Below are 16,037 nucleotides of genomic sequence, written 5' to 3' on the forward strand. Positions count from 1 at the left end.
AACCAGCTTATGTTTGGTTGCGAAAATTTGATGGGCGAGCCAGTCCATAATCTCCCTTTTGTCGTTGTCGCTCTGGTATAACTGTATATATTTACCAAATGGACAGTGCCACCTTTCTTTAGGCTTTGTCTTTTTGGCACAAATTCACAAAAAATAATTAACAGAAAATTCTAACTATATTTATGCAATGCTAATGTGAAAATGTTTTTTTATGATTTTCCCTGCTGCAGTTTAAAATAGGCATCATCCGTTTACAGCCATTACTGCAACATTGTGTTAGCATTATAGCAGTTAAGGATATATTGATATGCGGGTTGTTAAATAATGGAAAAATAATTTGCGTGTTATCAATGCAAGGGACAGCAGGATAGCTGCTTGGGAGGTTCGTTGGAAACAGGAACAGCGGAAGCAAAAAAGTTGAAAAAAAGAGGAAATGGTGAATTTTTGTAGAGATATAATTGCTAAAAGGAAAAGAACCGGGCGCAGATGGCTACGCCCGTTTTTCTTCAATTTAATAATTGCATATGGATAAGGCAATTTCATGATTTTTTTCGTTTTTGCCATTCTTGCCGTTCCCAAAGCTTCAAATGAGGAAACGGGTCAAATGACCATTCGGTTCTGCCGTTGTCTTTATACATACCGTAATGCAAGTGCGGCGGAAATTTGCCGGATGTCCCGGGGGGACCGTATCCGCTGCTTCCTACCGATCCGATTATTTGGCCTGGTTCAACAATCTGTCCGATATCAATGTTTTTGGCAAAACCATTTAAATGGCCGAAATAATGATACGTATTGTTGATGTCGCGAATACCGATCCGCCAGCCTCCATAACGGTTCCAGCCTTTCATTTCGACAATGCCGTAGCAAGTGGAACGAACCGGAACGCCGTAATGGGCGAATATATCTGTCCCTTCATGAATTCTCCTTCCGCCCCATCCTCGTGCATCTCCCCATGTGTTTTTGTAGCTATAGTCTGAGTGAACGGGAAGAGGGAACGCATGTTCATTTAATTGGAGATGTCCGTAATGTTTGAACAGCTTCATATGGCCTAAAATAATCCCAACCGTTTTGTCGCGTCGATAATAAGACCATAAACCTATTTTTATGTTTTCTAAGTCAACCCCATATTTGGACAAAAAATAGGCAAAACTGTATAAAATATCTTCATCATTATTGAAATCAGCCTTGCCGTCTCCGTTTCCGTCCATTCCAATGCCACCGAAAAGCTGGATGCTAACCGGATTTACATCTTCTAAATTCGGATTGGTAGATCCTGCCCATTTCTCAGGAGGGATGTAAATACTAATGACTCCTTTTGGCTTTGGAAGATCATTTCTGATTTTTCTGATATTGCGCTCATATTGATCGCTGGCAGCTAAAACATACCAAGGGATATGGGTGATCGCTTCTACTTTTTTATATAAACTCATTCGCTGAATGTTTTCTTGTTGCTCATTTTCTCTATCGGCCGCTTCAATAGGCAGCGTCATCGAAAAGAAAAACAAGGCCACTAAGACGATTCGTTTTCCAACCACTTGATTGCCGAACTCCTTTCTGTATTTTCAAGTATATTGTAGGGAAAAAGAGGTGTTTCAATAATTGGAAAATAGAGGGAATTAGTTAACCCTTTTTCTTGTCCTACATAAATTCATATGTTACATTGACTATAGTGAGTGGTTCAATTTATGACTTTTACATAGTGGAGATGATAAAGATGGCAAAAAAAGAAGAATATTTACGGAAGCCCGAATGGCTGAAAATAAAATTAAATACAAATGAAAATTATACAGGCCTAAAAAAACTGATGCGTGAACAAAGGCTCCATACTGTTTGTGAAGAGGCAAAATGCCCGAATATTCATGAATGTTGGGCTGTAAGGAGAACGGCGACCTTCATGATTTTAGGCAGTGTTTGTACACGTGCATGCCGATTTTGTGCGGTAAAAACTGGACTTCCGACTGAACTTGATTGGCAGGAGCCGGAACGCGTCGCCGAATCCGTCCGCTTGATGAATTTAAAACATGTTGTTATTACTGCCGTTGCCCGGGATGATTTAAAAGATGGAGGCGCCGCAGTATTTGCTGAAACGGTTCGAGCGGTCAGACGAAAAAACCCGTTTACAACGATTGAAGTTCTCCCTTCCGATATGGGCGGGGTATATGAAAACTTAAAAACATTAATGGATGCCAAACCGGATATTTTGAACCACAATATTGAAACCGTTCGGAGATTAACTCCAAGAGTTCGGGCGCGGGCAACATATGAACGTTCTTTGGAATTTTTGCGCCGCGCAAAAGAAATCAATCCCGACATTCCAACAAAATCCAGCATCATGATTGGACTCGGGGAAACAAAAGAAGAAATAATTGAAGCAATGGACGATCTCCGCGCCAATCACGTCGATATTATGACAATCGGCCAATATTTACAGCCGACAAAAAAACATTTAAAAGTCCAAAAATATTATCATCCGGATGAATTTGCCGAGTTGAAAGAAATTGCTCTTTCCAAAGGATTTAGCCACTGTGAAGCAGGTCCTTTAGTTCGTTCCTCCTACCATGCGGATGAACAAGTAAATGAAGCAGCTAAACAGCGGCAGGCAAAAGCATAAAGCAAAGTCGTCAAGATCAGTTCTTGGCGGCTTTGCTTCACCTATAAGAAAGTTTGAGATTTCAAGTCAACAGGACCCTTGAAAGTTAATTTCTTTTGGAGTAAAAAAATCTGTCGTAGATTTTCCTCCTTTTGTTTATCGGTTCTTCTGATTCGGCATTGTGTTCCTTTCTCCGTATTCTTCGCCATTTTCATTTTCACTATTGCTTAATTTTCTTCCTTGCGGAGATTTTCTCATTCTTTGAATTATTTGATCGATGTTTCGGTCAATGTTTGCCGAGTCGCCATCTAATGTGCTGTATGTCTCGATTTCATTGATCAGATTTGGATTATCTGATACATAAATATGGAAATATCTTGGCACAACAGACGCTGCCGTTCTTTTTACTTGGTCTGCTGTTTCAAAGCGATCATTGGAATCCGCATCATAAACAACCAATACTTCTTCATCTGTCACAAGTGTTGCCGCATCATTGACATTCGGAAGCTGTACGGCAAGCCTGCTGATGATATCCGCAGTTTTCTCACGATTTATGGCGGGAGTGGTTAAAATCGTTTTTTCTGTTCCTGCAGTCGGGCTTTTTTGATGGCGGACATATCCGAAGCTTTCCTTGTTATCATTGCCGTTGTTTAACTCATTTGTATCGGTTACATTCAGCGTGTTGCCGTTTTCTTTATAAATTCCTTCCCGGTTTTCATCATATTGACAGCCGCTTACCGCCAATGATATTGCCATAATCGGAATCAATTGAAGAATTCTCATTTCCAACACCTCCTCCTACATTAGGATGGCCGTTTTCAAAAAAATGTTGTTAGGCAATTGATGGAGAATGGCGATTGGATTAAGATAAAAAATATATTGAAGCAAATAAGGTGGGAATTGATTTGATGATTACCATTTATAATCAGACGTTTGAATTGGTAAAAGAATTTAAAAACGGCTTTAATGAAGAAGCGTTTAAATCGAGATACAGCGAGATTTTAAATAAATATGATTATATCGTCGGCGATTGGGGGTATAATCAGTTGCGGTTAAGAGGTTTTTATGACGACCAAAATCAAAGAGCCACCCATGACACGAAGATCAGCACATTGGATGAATATCTTTATGAGTATTGCAATTTCGGATGCGCATATTTTGTGCTGAAGAAAATAAAAAAATAAAAGAAAACTTGGGGCGGCTCAGGAGCCGTCCCAATATTTGGCCTCCGTGCGGTTTTCCCGTATTTGAACTGCATGAAACGGAGCGTACTGTTTTTAGACGATTTCATGTAAAAATTCCCTGAGTTCATCACCGTCTTCTTCATTCAATTGAAAAATTTCTTCCAAATAACCGGGTTCTTTTAAATCGTCTTCTCCAATAATGGCATAACGATTGCTTTGCAAGTTTAATACGAGATGTTTGCCGTAATAACGATCCGATTGAATGATCGCCAAGTCAAAGCGTTGGTTTTTGCCCATAAAACTGACAAACCTCGTTTTTGTTTCAACCAACTCATCATACAAATAAAAGCGTTCGCTCATTTTATTCCCTCCATTTCGTCCTAATTGCCATTGTAGCACAAGGTGCAGAAAAGAAGATAATGCAAGATTTATTCTATGTTAAAATAAAAACGGATCATAACTTCATAAAAAGGAAGGAATCAATATGTATTTTGTAGACAGGGAAAAGATTGAAGCGACGATTGATTATTTAGAAAAGCTTGCAAACATTTTTGAAAACCAGCAAACATGGGAAACGGAAGTGGAACAAAAAGCGCTCGAACGGATTGCCCAAATGATGATCGAAACGGTTTTGGACATCGGAAACGGGATAATTGATGGGTTTATTATGAGAGATCCGGGGAGCTATGAAGACATCATAGATATTTTGACTGATGAATCCGTTGTAGGAAAAGCGGAAGCAGAGGGGTTAAAACGGTTGATATCATTCCGCAAAATACTTGTGCAAAATTATTTGGACATCCGCCATCCGGAGCTGGAGGAAACGATCAAAACATATTTGCCGGTATTGAAACACTTTGTGCAGCGGGTTCGTTCTTATTTGGAAGATGAACTTGGGCCTGTCAACGCTTTTAAACATTAAGCCTGTTGAAAAAGCGTTTGCAAATCATTCAAGGAGTGAAAAGGGTGTGAAAAAATATAATGGCTATCTTATTGATCTGGATGGCACGATGTACAAAGGTGCAGAGAAAATTATAGAAGCTGAAGGGTTTGTCAAAAGGCTGAAAGATAAAGGCATCCCTTTTTTATATTTGACAAACAACTCAGCCAAAACGCCAAAACAGGTTGCCGAAAAATTAAGAAATTTTGATATTCCCGCAGAAGAAGAGCAAGTGTTTACATCCAGTCTTGCGACTGCCAATTTTATTTTCAAGAAAAAACCGGACGCTTCTGTTTATGTCATCGGTGAAGAGGGGCTTCAGGAGGCTTTAAAGGAGAAAGGGTTTCGCTTTGTGGAGAAAAATCCGGATTTTGTCGTCATCGGCATTGATCGGAGAATTAATTATGAAAAGCTCGCCAAAGCTTGTCTTGCTGTTCGTGAAGGGGCAACATTTATTTCAACAAATGCGGATGCCGCCATCCCAACAGAGAGGGGGCTGCTTCCCGGAAACGGTTCATTGACATCGGTGATTACGGTTTCAACTGGAATCAAGCCGATTTTTATCGGAAAACCACAAACGATCATTGTGGAACAAGCTTTACATTTGTTAAATAAGAAAAAAGAGGAAACTTTGCTTGTCGGCGATAACTATGATACAGATATTATGGCAGGCATCAACAGCGGGCTTGATACCCTTCTTGTCCATACTGGCGTAACAAAAAAAGAGCATTTAAAAGATAAAGTTGTCCAGCCGACATATACCGTTCATTCCCTCAGCGAATGGATTGTATAACTGATCAACAGACTGCCCATCAGGTTCAAGACCTATGGGCAGCCAACCATTTTATCAACAAAAAACAGCTTTTTCATCAGAAACAAGAAAAAAATTATTGTTCCGAGCCAGCAGACCGATGGGCGAATCTGCTCGATGCTGCTGCTGCAATCGCTCCGACGATATCATCTAAAAACGTGTGACACATTCCGGTGCTTTTATCGTTTAAAAATGAAAGAATGCCCGGTTTTTGTTTATCGATGTAACCGTAATTGGTAAATCCAATTGAACCATAAATATTCACGATGGAAAATGCAAGAATTTCATCGATGCCGTAAAGACTTTCGTCTGTGCGGATCATTGTTTGAAGCGGTTCCTTTAGTAATCCCTGTTCGGCCAGAACATCCAATTGAATGCCGGTTAAAATTGCATTTTGCACTTCTCTTTTTTCAAGAACTCTTTCCACATTTTTGAGTGCTTCCTCCTTGGATAAGTTTGGATAATATTGGCTTTGCAAATAATAAACCAGGTCTGCAATATCTTCAGGTTTTACTCCTCTTTCTTTAAGCCATTCTCTAGCCGTTTGGTTTACATGTTCCATCATTTTCACCCTATCTTTTTAATATTGTATACGCAATAAATGGTTAACATGTTATAGTTTTCGGCAAAAATTCATTTATTATATTGTCATGTTTTAAAAACCTTAGGGGAGGGAACTTGCGATGAAGAGGCTTTGGAAAACTGCTGCCGATTTAAAGTGCTTCAGGAGCCGCTTTCTTTTGGTAGATGGAAGGCATTTTAAACAGGGAGAGACATTTGTTTCATTGTTCGTTTAATTTAATGAAATGTATCAATTAAGCAATCTATTCATGGATAGGATTGATGAATACAGCCGTTTTTCCTTAACGATGGAGGGCAGACTTACATTTAAACATGCTGGAAGCACTTTTGCTATGTTTCTTTCTAAAGGAGAAAAGAGTGTCGCGGAGGTCAAGAGTTGGCTCGTTTTCACGAAAAAGGAAGAATGTTCCCCTTATAAGGCTGTGGAAATAAAGAAAATCGGAAAATGGAAGCATATGTGGGGAAGGCGGCTAAATCAGCTGGAGTTTTTTGGAATGAAAAATAAAGGAAGGTTCAGTAAATTGGATCAATGATTTATTGAATGGTGACCGCATTATAATATAGGCTGAAGCGAAAACGCAAATATTTAGAGGGAAAAAACTGCTGACCATCCCAAAAATTTCATGGTGGTAAAGGCGTTTTTTCTTTTCAATATGGTATGATGGAGATAAAAAAAGGAGGAGTGTTTCCGCACATGAGTCCAACGATCTTTGTCACAAGAAATTTGCCGCATGAATTATTGGAGCCTCTTTATTCGATCGGCACTGTGGAAATGTGGAAGGAAGATTCCCCCTGTCCAAGATCGATGCTGCTTGATAAAGCGCAGGAGGCGGTTGCCCTTTTTACGACGCTTTCCGATCAAGTAAACGGCGAGCTGTTCCAGGCGGCGAAGCGATTAAAAGTTGTGGCCAATTTGGCGGTCGGCTATGACAATATTGATTTAGAAGCAGCAAAAAATTTCGGCGTGACAGTGACAAACACGCCGGATGTATTGACTGATACGACGGCTGATTTAGCATTTGCCCTGCTTATGGCGACGGCACGAAGAATTGTCGAAGCGGCAGAATTTGTAAAAAAAGGGGAATGGAGCGGATGGTCGCCGTTTTTGTTGGCAGGGAGCGATATCCATCATAAAACGATCGGCATCGTAGGCATGGGAAAAATAGGTTCAGCCATCGCAAGACGGGCGAAAGGTTTTGAAATGGACGTTTTATATTATAGCCGCAGAAAAAAACCGCAATTGGAAAAGGAGCTTGGTGCTATATATTGTCCATTTCCCGAACTTCTTGAAAAAGCTGATTTTGTTGTCAATGTTGCACCTTTAACAGACGAAACAAGGAATTTATTTAATGAGCAGGCATTCAAAAAAATGAAGAAGACCGGTATTTTTGTAAATGTCGGCAGAGGGGCGACGGTTGATGAACATGCTTTATATAAAGCTTTGGAAAACGGAGAAATCGCTGGCTGCGGGCTGGATGTATTTCAAGAGGAGCCGATTGGACCGGATCATCCGTTATTGAAATTTAAACAAGTGGTGGCTTTGCCTCATATTGGAAGTGCCAGTAAAGAAACGCGTGAAGGAATGATCCGGCTTTGCGTTGAAAACATTAAAAGAGTGTTAACCGGGGAGAAGCCGATAACGGAAGTTGTAAAATAATACCAATCCATTTTTCCCTTTTCATGATGGATGAAGCGCTTCCATCAATATTTTTCTGAAATTGCCTTGTAAAATCAATAATTGAACTTTATAATGTCTTATAAAAACAGTTTTTTGTCTTTCAGGAAGAGACAAGTGTCTTTTATAAATATACAAAAGGGAGATGAATTGGTTGGAATCTATTTCGGTTGGATTGTTGGGATTGGGAACTGTTGGCAGCGGGGTCGTGAAAATTATTGAAGATCATCAAGATAAATTAATGCATTTGATTGGCTGCCCAGTGAAGGTGAAAAAAATTCTTGTAAAAGATGTAAATAAAAAGAGACAGGTTCATGTAGATGCCGCACTGTTAACGACAAATGTTCGAGATGTAATTGAAGATCCGGAAATCGATGTGGTCATTGAAGTGATGGGCGGGATTGAAAAAACAAAAGATTATTTGCTCGAAGCATTATTTCGCAAAAAACATGTTGTGACAGCCAATAAAGATTTGATGGCAGTCTATGGCACCGAATTGCTCAAGACAGCAACGGAAAACGGCTGCGATCTTTTTTATGAAGCAAGCGTTGCGGGCGGCATTCCGATTTTGCGGACGCTTGTAGATGGTTTGGCATCAGACAGAATTACAAAAATGATGGGCATTGTGAACGGTACAACAAATTATATTTTGACAAAGATGTCGAAGTATGGCACACCTTATGAAGAGGTGTTAAAAGAAGCGCAACGGCTTGGTTATGCTGAAGCGGATCCGACTTCCGATGTGGAAGGATTGGATGCTGCAAGGAAAATGGCGATACTAGCCCGCCTTGGCTTTTCAATGGATGTTGATCTGGAGGATGTAGACGTAAAAGGAATAACCGGCATTACGGAGGAAGACATTCATTACAGTCAACGGCTTGGTTATACAATGAAATTGATTGGCATTGCCCATCGCAGCGGCGAAAAAATTGAGGTAAGCGTTCAGCCAGCCCTCCTGCCTGATCATCATCCGCTTGCATCCGTTCAGGACGAATATAATGCGGTTTACGTGTACGGAGAGGCCGTTGGGGAAACGATGTTTTACGGTCCGGGCGCAGGAAGCTTGCCGACTGCAACAGCTGTTGTTTCCGACCTCGTCGGAGTTTTGAAAAATATGCGGCTTGGTGTAAACGGAAGAAGTGCGGTAGCTCCCCAATATGAGAAACAACTAAAAGGGCCCGAAGAAATTTTTGCCCAATATTTTTTAAGAATTCATGTTGAAGATCAAGTTGGGGCATTTTCAAAAATTACCTCTCTTTTCTCTGACCGTGGGGTAAGTTTTGAAAAAATCCTGCAATTGCCTTTGAATGTCGATGGATTAGCAGAAATCGTCATTGTTACGCATAAAGCATCGAAAAAAGACATTGAAGAAATCTTAATGGAGCTTCGCGATTTGCAAGTGGTAAAAGAAGTAAAAAGTACTTATCGAGTAGAAGGGAACGGCTTATTATGAAATGGGATGGATTAATTGCGAAATATAAACAATTTTTACCTGTAACTGATAAAACACCGATGCTAACTTTAAATGAGGGCAACACGCCCCTCATATATTTGGAAAAACTTTCGGAACAGTTAAACATTAAGCTTTATGTCAAGACAGAAGGAGCCAATCCAACCGGTTCTTTTAAAGACCGGGGAATGGTCATGGCGGTAGCAAAGGCGAAGGAAGAGGGAAGCACTACTGTCATGTGTGCTTCCACAGGAAATACTTCTGCGGCGGCGGCTGCGTATGCGGCCAGAGCGGGATTGCGCTCGATTGTGATTATTCCGAATGGAAAAATTGCCTTTGGAAAGCTCGCCCAAGCTGTCATGTATGGCGCGGAAATAATAGCCATCGAGGGTAATTTTGATGATGCGTTGAAGATGGTTCGGGAAATCTGCAAGGAAATGCCGATTACGCTCGTCAACTCTGTGAATCCGTACCGCATTGAAGGACAAAAAACGGCGGCGTTTGAAGTATGCGAACAGCTGGGGAAAGCGCCTGACTTCTTGGCCATTCCGGTCGGAAATGCCGGAAATATTACTGCTTATTGGAAAGGATTTAAAGAGTTTCATGAGCGACATCAGACAGGTCTTCCGAAAATGCATGGATTTGAAGCGGAAGGCGCTGCTGCTATCGTGAAAAACCGGGTGATCGAAAACCCTGAAACCATTGCGACAGCCATCCGTATTGGAAATCCTGCCAGCTGGGAGTTTGCTGTAAAAGCGGCTGAAGAATCGGGCGGAAAAATTGATATGGTAACCGATGATGAAATTTTAGAAGCATACAAGCTGCTTGCGAAGACAGAAGGAGTTTTTGCCGAACCTGCTTCGAGCGCCTCTGTCGCCGGGGTCATCAAAGATGTCAAATCAGGAAAAATACAAGCAGGAAGCACCGTTGTGGCCGTTTTAACAGGCAATGGTTTGAAAGACCCGAATACGGCGATTGATGCTTCGGCTATTCAACCGGTCGTTCTGCCAAATGACAAGCAAGCGGTCGTGAACCATCTCAAAGGAGATGGATATTTATGAAAGAAGGTGACATGTTAAAGATTCAAGTTCCGGGAAGCACTGCCAATCTCGGACCGGGGTTTGATTCCGTTGGACTTGCTTTAAATCGTTATTTAACGTTAACCGTCAAGCTGGCTGAGAAATGGACATTCAAACCGGTCAGTGAGGAAGTTGCGGACATTCCGGAAGGGCAAAATAATTTGATTTATAAAGTGGCTTCCCAATTGGCGGAACAGTACGGTGTGGCACTACCGCCGTGCCATGTCGAGGTATCAAGTGAAATTCCGATGACAAGAGGTCTTGGCAGCAGTGCAGCGGCAGTTGCTGCGGGAATTGAGTTATGCAACAGGATCGCTCAATTAAATTTAAGTGACGAAGAAAAAGTGCATTTTGCCAGCAAGATTGAAGGACATCCTGATAATGCCAGCGCTTCTATTGTCGGAGGTCTTATTATTGGCTTTTTAACGGAAGATCGCACTTATTATGTGAAAACGAATAAAATAGATGTAGACATTATTGCGGTCATCCCCCCATATTACCTATATACAAAAGATTCAAGGGGAGCATTGCCCGATAGTTTTCCGTTCCAGCAATCAGTGAAAGCCAGCGCTGTCAGCAATGTTCTTGTCGGAAGCCTTTTGAATAACAATTGGGAACTGGCTGGCAAAATGATGGACATGGATATTTTCCACCAGCCTTACCGGGAATCTTTAGTGCCGGAATTAAAAAAGGTTCGGGAAATCGGAAAAGAGAATGGAGCATATGGAACCGCCTTAAGCGGTGCCGGTCCAACCATTTTATGTTTTGCACCAAAAGGGTTAAGACATTCTTTGCGTCCGAGGCTGAAGGAAGCTTTTCCTCATTGTGAAGTAACACAATTGGAAGTGGACGTGGATGGAATGAAATCTTGGTTTACGCATATAGAAAGCTTTGCATAAAGAAAAAAACCGGCAGATTAGGCCGGTTTCTCTTTTTAAAATACTTGTTCCACTTCCACGACACCCGGTACTTCTTCAAAAAGAGCGCGTTCAATACCTGCTTTCAATGTGATGGTAGAGCTCGGACAGCTGCCGCAGGCGCCTAATAGGCGGAGCTTTACAATGCCGTCTTCTACATCAACCAACTCACAGTCGCCGCCATCGCGGAGCAAAAACGGACGAAGTTTATCTAAAACTTCTTGTACTTGTTCTTTTATTTGTACATCTGACATGTTGATCGACTCCTTTCTTAATCATCATTATATTCGAAATGCAGAGCAAAATCTATTCGGATGTATCCGATTTTTATTGTAACATATTTTCATCCAATTCCAATATGGAATAAATAAGGAAAAAGGAGGGATAATAGATGGAAAAGCCTGTTGAGATTTGTGTATATGGAGCTGAACAAATTTGCCCCGGCTGTGTGCAGCTTCCCTCTTCAAAAGACACGTTTGAATGGCTGGAAGCTGCATTGAAAAGAAAATATCCAAACCAGCCTTTTGATATTCGCTATATTGATATATTTTCTCCGCCTGAAAATGAAGAAATAAAGTCAATGGCCGAAAAAGTAGTATCGGAAGAATATTTTTATCCGCTTGTGGTAATCAATGGGATAGTAGTAGGAGAAGGGAACCCAAAGTTAAAACGGATATGCGAAGAGATGGAAAAACATGGATATAAACGTGTGTAAAACGCTCATTGAGGATGATGGTCAATGAGCGTCACGCACCGTTATGATGTTTGTACAACCAAAGGACTCCTGATTTTAATAAGCGAGGTACACGGCCTGTGAGAGCGCGGTCTCCGAGCATTCCAAATCCGGATTTTTTGCCTAAAGAACCGAGGACGCCTTTTAATTTAAATGGAGGCATTTCATCTGGAAGAGGTTCATTTCTCCATTTTTTTAGCAGCACTTGAACAATTTGCTCCGCCTGAGCCTCAGCCAGCTGCGCGCTCGGTGCATGCGGGAGGCTAGCGCAATCGCCGACAACAAACACATGTTCATCTTGGGGAAGATGATGATATTTTGTTAAAACGACCCGCCCTTGCCGATCCTTTTCTACATTCATTTCCCTTACAATGCGATTCGGTTGGATTCCGGCTGTCCATACAGTCACATCGGATTCAATCGGTTCATCATGGTTATATACGCAATTTGGTTCCACCTTCGTAATATTTGCCCCGTTTACCACTTCCACACCATGATCTTCAAACCAATTTTGCACATATTTGCTTAAACGTTCAGGAAATGATGACAAGATGACTTTACCCCGATCAAACAGCTTGATTTTTAAATCCGGTCTGCTTTCACGAAGTTCACTCGCAAGTTCAACGCCGCTCAGCCCTGCTCCTACGATACATACCGTTGTCCCCGCAGTTAAATTATTGAGCCGCCGGTAAGTTTCCCTTGCCTGATCAATGGATTGAATGCTGCATGTATATTCGCTTGCTCCGGGAATATTATGATATTTATCTTCACAGCCCAAGCCTATAACGAGATCATCGTATGTTACAATCTGTCCGTTTTGTAAATGAACTTGTTTTTTCTCTATATCAATGCCTGTTATTTCACCAAATTGGACAGTCAAGCGGGGATGTTCGGGGAATGATACTCGGACGTGTTGATCTGAAATCGTTCCGGCTGCCAAAGCATAGTATTCTGTTTTCAAACAATGGTAAGGGTTTTTATCCACAAGCGTGATCTTCACATCATCCGGCAATTGGTGAGGGAGTAAATGATGAAGAATGCGCATACCGCCATAACCGCCGCCAAGAAGAACTAAATGTTTCATTTGTATTCTCCTTTTCAAATTTCATTCCGAATCAAAACAAACAAGCCAATGCCATTTCAAAGTATATCGAATTTGTGTCAAAATCACAATATAACATGGAAAAAAAGTGTTTTTTTCATGTATTTTGTTTATACATGATAGCTTTTTTGCTGAATTTTGCTGCACATTTGGAATGATGATATTGAATGTTTTGACATAGAAGGGAAAAAAGATTATGATAGGCTACTAGGTAATCAAGGAGGGTCATCGATGAAGCCAATCATTGAGTTTTGCATGAGCAACTTAGCCAGCGGATCTCAAGAAGCGCTGGAACAGTTGGAAAAAAATCCTAACTTGGATATTATTGAATATAGTTGTTTAGGTTATTGTGGACAGTGCTATGAATCACTTTATGCTCTTGTAAATGGTGAAGTGGTGACAGGTGAAGATGCAGATGAGCTTGTCGAAAATGTTTATCGTTATTTAGAGGAAAATCCGATGTTTTAACATAAAAATAGGGAAAAATAAATATAGACAGGTATTGGTTTTTTTGCTATTTTTTAGATGAAGCGAAAAACTAATGGAGTTGATTGTGTGAATTTTTTATGGGGTATAGCCGGAATTGTCGTTATTTTTTCGATTGCTTTTCTTTTTTCGGAAAATAAACAAAAGATCAATTGGCGCACCATCATTGGAGGATTTGCCATTCAAGTTTTGTTTGCGTTTATCGTGTTGAAATGGGAAATTGGGCGCAATGCTTTTGAATGGATTTCAAGTAAAGTCCAAATACTGAACACATTTGCAAGCGAAGGGATTGCGTTTGTTTTCGGGGACTTGGCCAATGCCAATAAATCAGGCTTTATATTTGCTTTTCAATCGTTGTCTCTTATCATTTTCTTTTCATCACTCATTTCCGTCCTCTATTATTTAAAAATAATGCAATGGATTATCCGCTTAATCGGTGGTGCCCTTTCAAAGATGTTGGGGACAAGCAGGGCTGAATCGATGTCGGCTGCCGCAAACATTTTCGTCGGCCAGACGGAAGCGCCTTTAGTTGTAAAACCTTATATTAAAAAGATGACAGATTCTGAACTTTTTGCAGTTATGACCGGCGGCCTTGCTTCCGTTGCCGGTTCCGTCATGTTCAGCTATGCCGCTTTAGGGGTTCCGCTAAAATATTTGCTTGCAGCAAGTTTTATGTCCGCTCCGTCCGGTTTGATCATGGCGAAAATGTTTATTCCGGAAACAAAGGTTCCTGAGACGTTGAAAGGGGTTGAAATGGCCGATGATGAAAATGCGGCCAATGTGATTGATGCTGCGGCAAAAGGGGCGTCGATGGGATTAAGCCTTGCGCTGAATGTTGGAGCGATGCTTTTAGCATTTGTTGCGTTAATTGCTCTTTTAAACGGAATTTTAGGCGGTTTCGGTTCCTTGTTTGGTTTTAGCGGCCTATCTCTTGAACTAATTTTTGGCTATCTTTTTGCTCCGATTGCTTTTGTTATCGGTGTTCCTTGGGATGAAGCGATTCAAGCCGGAAACTTTATCGGCCAAAAACTAATTTTAAATGAGTTTGTCGCCTATACGAATTTTGCGCCCGTCATTGACAATTTATCGGAGAAAACAGCAGCGATCATTAGCTTTGCTTTATGCGGATTTGCCAACATTTCTTCGATTGCCATTTTGATCGGCGGTCTTGGAGGCATGGCGCCGAACCGAAGACAAGATATCGCCCGCACAGGGGTAAAAGCTGTGTTGGCAGGAACACTGGCGAATTTGTTGAGCGCTACGTTGGCAGGAATGTTTGTTTAATATTGAAAACTTCGCTGCAAACGAAAAAAATAAAAGCTCTCTGGAAAACCCAGGGAGCTTTTATTCTATATGAAAACGGGGGATATTTTTATTGTCAACAGATTTTTAACGTTTTATACTTATAAACATAAATTTTTTGTTTTTTGGAGGATTACATGAAAACATTTCAATTTACAAAAATGCACGGCTTAGGAAACAGCTATATTTACGTAAATGGTTTTGAGGAATCATTGCCGGAGCATCAATTGGCAGATATTGCCCGAAATGTTGCAAACATTCATACAGGCATCGGCTCTGACGGACTTATTTTAATGTTGCCTTCAAAACAGGCGGATGTCAAAATGAGGATTTTTAACAGTGACGGATCGGAAGGGAAAAATTGCGGCAATGGTTTGCGCTGTGTGGCAAAATATGTTTATGAACATAAAATCGTAAAGGAAAAAAAGTTTTTCATTGAAACTCTCTCAGGGCTGGTCGAGGCTGAAGTGCATGAAAAAAATGGGACAGTCGACAAAGTCACGATTGATATGGGGCAGCCGAGGCTTTTAAAAAAAGACATCCCAATGGCGGGACAAGGCAATGAGACAACCATCAATGAAACGATGGAATTTAACGGCAGAAACTATCAAGTAACCGCCGTTTCCATGGGGAATCCCCATCTTATCTTTTTCGTTGACGATATTAAAAACGCTCCGCTCACGACATTAGGACCGATTGTAGAAAAAGATGCACGCTTTCCCGAAGGGGTGAATGTCGAATTTGTGGAAGTGATAAGCAATCATGAACTCCATTTTCGTGTATGGGAAAGAGGTTCGGGGGTAACACAGGCTTGCGGAACGGGAGCATGTGCGGCGGTTGTTGCATCCGTTTTAAACAACCATACAACCCGGGGCAAAGAAACGGTCGTTCATCTTGCCGGCGGAGATTTATATATCAATTGGACCGAAGATGGGCGCATTTTCATGACAGGTCCGGCGGAGACCATTTGCACAGGCATTTTTTACTATTGAACCAGTTCGATTATTTGAGAAATAACTTTGGAAAAGGTATACTAAAATTGACTCAAAAAGTTTTGAAAAGTCCTGCGGTAATATGTCAAGGTGAAAAATCATAGAAATTGGAAATTCCCTTGTCCGATGATCCGAAAAAAGGCAATACTGAAGAAACCCAGTATTGGTACATGTAATAAACTGGGTCTAAAGGT

The 16,037-nt window shown here is 41.0% G+C and carries 16 protein-coding genes and 2 pseudogenes; 12 read left to right on the forward strand and 6 right to left on the reverse strand.

Features of this window, described 5'->3' with window-relative positions:
- Positions 1-539: 539 nt before the first annotated feature.
- Positions 540-1,433: pseudogene (locus AC0KTX_RS14920) on the reverse strand (M23 family metallopeptidase); the annotation flags it as partial.
- A 281-nt stretch (positions 1,434-1,714) separates the two neighbouring features.
- Here AC0KTX_RS14920 and lipA point away from each other — a divergent pair.
- Positions 1,715-2,611: a lipoyl synthase gene (gene lipA, locus AC0KTX_RS14925; RefSeq protein WP_474252909.1), complete on the forward strand. Its 897-nt coding sequence runs from the start codon at positions 1,715-1,717 to the stop codon at positions 2,609-2,611.
- Between the two features lie 135 nt (positions 2,612-2,746).
- On the opposite strand, the gene AC0KTX_RS14930 is transcribed toward lipA, so the two are convergent.
- Positions 2,747-3,373 (reverse strand): YhcN/YlaJ family sporulation lipoprotein, encoded by a 627-nt coding sequence (locus AC0KTX_RS14930; protein WP_474252910.1) that lies wholly within the window; start codon positions 3,371-3,373, stop codon positions 2,747-2,749.
- A 125-nt stretch (positions 3,374-3,498) separates the two neighbouring features.
- Here AC0KTX_RS14930 and AC0KTX_RS14935 point away from each other — a divergent pair, with 125 nt between their 5' ends.
- Complete coding sequence (locus tag AC0KTX_RS14935) at positions 3,499-3,774, forward strand: YutD family protein (RefSeq protein WP_474252924.1); 276 nt, start codon at positions 3,499-3,501, stop codon at positions 3,772-3,774.
- Between the two features lie 93 nt (positions 3,775-3,867).
- Here the strand turns inward: AC0KTX_RS14935 and AC0KTX_RS14940 are convergent, their stop codons facing one another.
- Positions 3,868-4,134 carry a DUF3055 domain-containing protein gene (locus tag AC0KTX_RS14940; RefSeq protein WP_474252911.1) on the reverse strand — a complete coding sequence of 89 codons (267 nt, stop codon included), beginning with the start codon at positions 4,132-4,134 and terminating at the stop codon, positions 3,868-3,870.
- 124 nt (positions 4,135-4,258) lie between these two features.
- On the opposite strand from AC0KTX_RS14940, the gene hepT reads away from it, so the two are divergent.
- Positions 4,259-4,696 (forward strand): type VII toxin-antitoxin system HepT family RNase toxin, encoded by a 438-nt coding sequence (gene hepT / locus AC0KTX_RS14945; protein ID WP_474252912.1) that lies wholly within the window; start codon positions 4,259-4,261, stop codon positions 4,694-4,696.
- A 46-nt stretch (positions 4,697-4,742) separates the two neighbouring features.
- Positions 4,743-5,507 carry a TIGR01457 family HAD-type hydrolase gene (locus AC0KTX_RS14950; protein WP_474252913.1) on the forward strand — a complete coding sequence of 255 codons (765 nt, stop codon included), beginning with the start codon at positions 4,743-4,745 and terminating at the stop codon, positions 5,505-5,507.
- A gap of 94 nt (positions 5,508-5,601) precedes the next feature.
- On the opposite strand, the gene AC0KTX_RS14955 is transcribed toward AC0KTX_RS14950, so the two are convergent.
- The gene (locus tag AC0KTX_RS14955; RefSeq protein ID WP_474252914.1) at positions 5,602-6,087 is read right to left on the reverse strand and encodes a phosphatidylglycerophosphatase A family protein; all 486 of its coding nucleotides are present in this window, start codon (positions 6,085-6,087) and stop codon (positions 5,602-5,604) included.
- 714 nt (positions 6,088-6,801) lie between these two features.
- Between AC0KTX_RS14955 and AC0KTX_RS14960 the strand changes: the two genes are divergently transcribed.
- The 4 genes from AC0KTX_RS14960 to thrB all read left to right on the forward strand — a co-directional run bounded on the left by AC0KTX_RS14960 (position 6,802) and on the right by thrB (position 11,210).
- Entirely contained in the window at positions 6,802-7,764 is a 963-nt protein-coding gene (locus AC0KTX_RS14960; RefSeq protein WP_474252915.1) for a 2-hydroxyacid dehydrogenase, read from the forward strand.
- Between the two features lie 163 nt (positions 7,765-7,927).
- A complete protein-coding gene (locus tag AC0KTX_RS14965; protein ID WP_474252916.1) occupies positions 7,928-9,235 on the forward strand; it encodes a homoserine dehydrogenase in 1,308 nt (435 codons plus the stop codon).
- Positions 9,232-10,293 (forward strand): threonine synthase, encoded by a 1,062-nt coding sequence (thrC, locus tag AC0KTX_RS14970; RefSeq protein WP_474252917.1) that lies wholly within the window; start codon positions 9,232-9,234, stop codon positions 10,291-10,293. The genes AC0KTX_RS14965 and thrC overlap by 4 nt, the downstream gene beginning before the upstream one ends.
- A complete protein-coding gene (gene thrB / locus AC0KTX_RS14975; protein WP_474252918.1) occupies positions 10,290-11,210 on the forward strand; it encodes a homoserine kinase in 921 nt (306 codons plus the stop codon). The genes thrC and thrB overlap by 4 nt, the downstream gene beginning before the upstream one ends.
- Before the next feature lie 35 nt (positions 11,211-11,245).
- On the opposite strand, the pseudogene AC0KTX_RS14980 reads toward thrB, so the two are convergent.
- Positions 11,246-11,559 (reverse strand): annotated as a pseudogene (locus AC0KTX_RS14980) (NifU family protein).
- Positions 11,560-11,619: 60 nt separating this feature from the next.
- On the opposite strand from AC0KTX_RS14980, the gene AC0KTX_RS14985 reads away from it, so the two are divergent.
- Positions 11,620-11,943 (forward strand): YuzD family protein, encoded by a 324-nt coding sequence (locus tag AC0KTX_RS14985; protein ID WP_474252919.1) that lies wholly within the window; start codon positions 11,620-11,622, stop codon positions 11,941-11,943.
- 31 nt (positions 11,944-11,974) lie between these two features.
- On the opposite strand, the gene AC0KTX_RS14990 is transcribed toward AC0KTX_RS14985, so the two are convergent.
- Positions 11,975-13,045: an NAD(P)/FAD-dependent oxidoreductase gene (locus AC0KTX_RS14990; protein WP_474252920.1), complete on the reverse strand. Its 1,071-nt coding sequence runs from the start codon at positions 13,043-13,045 to the stop codon at positions 11,975-11,977.
- Positions 13,046-13,294: 249 nt separating this feature from the next.
- Here AC0KTX_RS14990 and AC0KTX_RS14995 point away from each other — a divergent pair, with 249 nt between their 5' ends.
- From AC0KTX_RS14995 to dapF, 3 genes are all read left to right on the forward strand, one after another.
- Complete coding sequence (locus AC0KTX_RS14995) at positions 13,295-13,531, forward strand: YuzB family protein (protein ID WP_474252921.1); 237 nt, start codon at positions 13,295-13,297, stop codon at positions 13,529-13,531.
- A gap of 87 nt (positions 13,532-13,618) precedes the next feature.
- Positions 13,619-14,833, forward strand: a complete 1,215-nt coding sequence (locus AC0KTX_RS15000; protein ID WP_474252922.1) for a NupC/NupG family nucleoside CNT transporter — start codon at positions 13,619-13,621, stop codon at positions 14,831-14,833.
- A 155-nt stretch (positions 14,834-14,988) separates the two neighbouring features.
- Positions 14,989-15,843: a diaminopimelate epimerase gene (dapF, locus tag AC0KTX_RS15005; protein ID WP_474252923.1), complete on the forward strand. Its 855-nt coding sequence runs from the start codon at positions 14,989-14,991 to the stop codon at positions 15,841-15,843.
- Positions 15,844-16,037: the final 194 nt, after the last annotated feature.

The sequence above is a fragment of the Aeribacillus sp. JST-2 genome, from assembly GCF_056032925.1.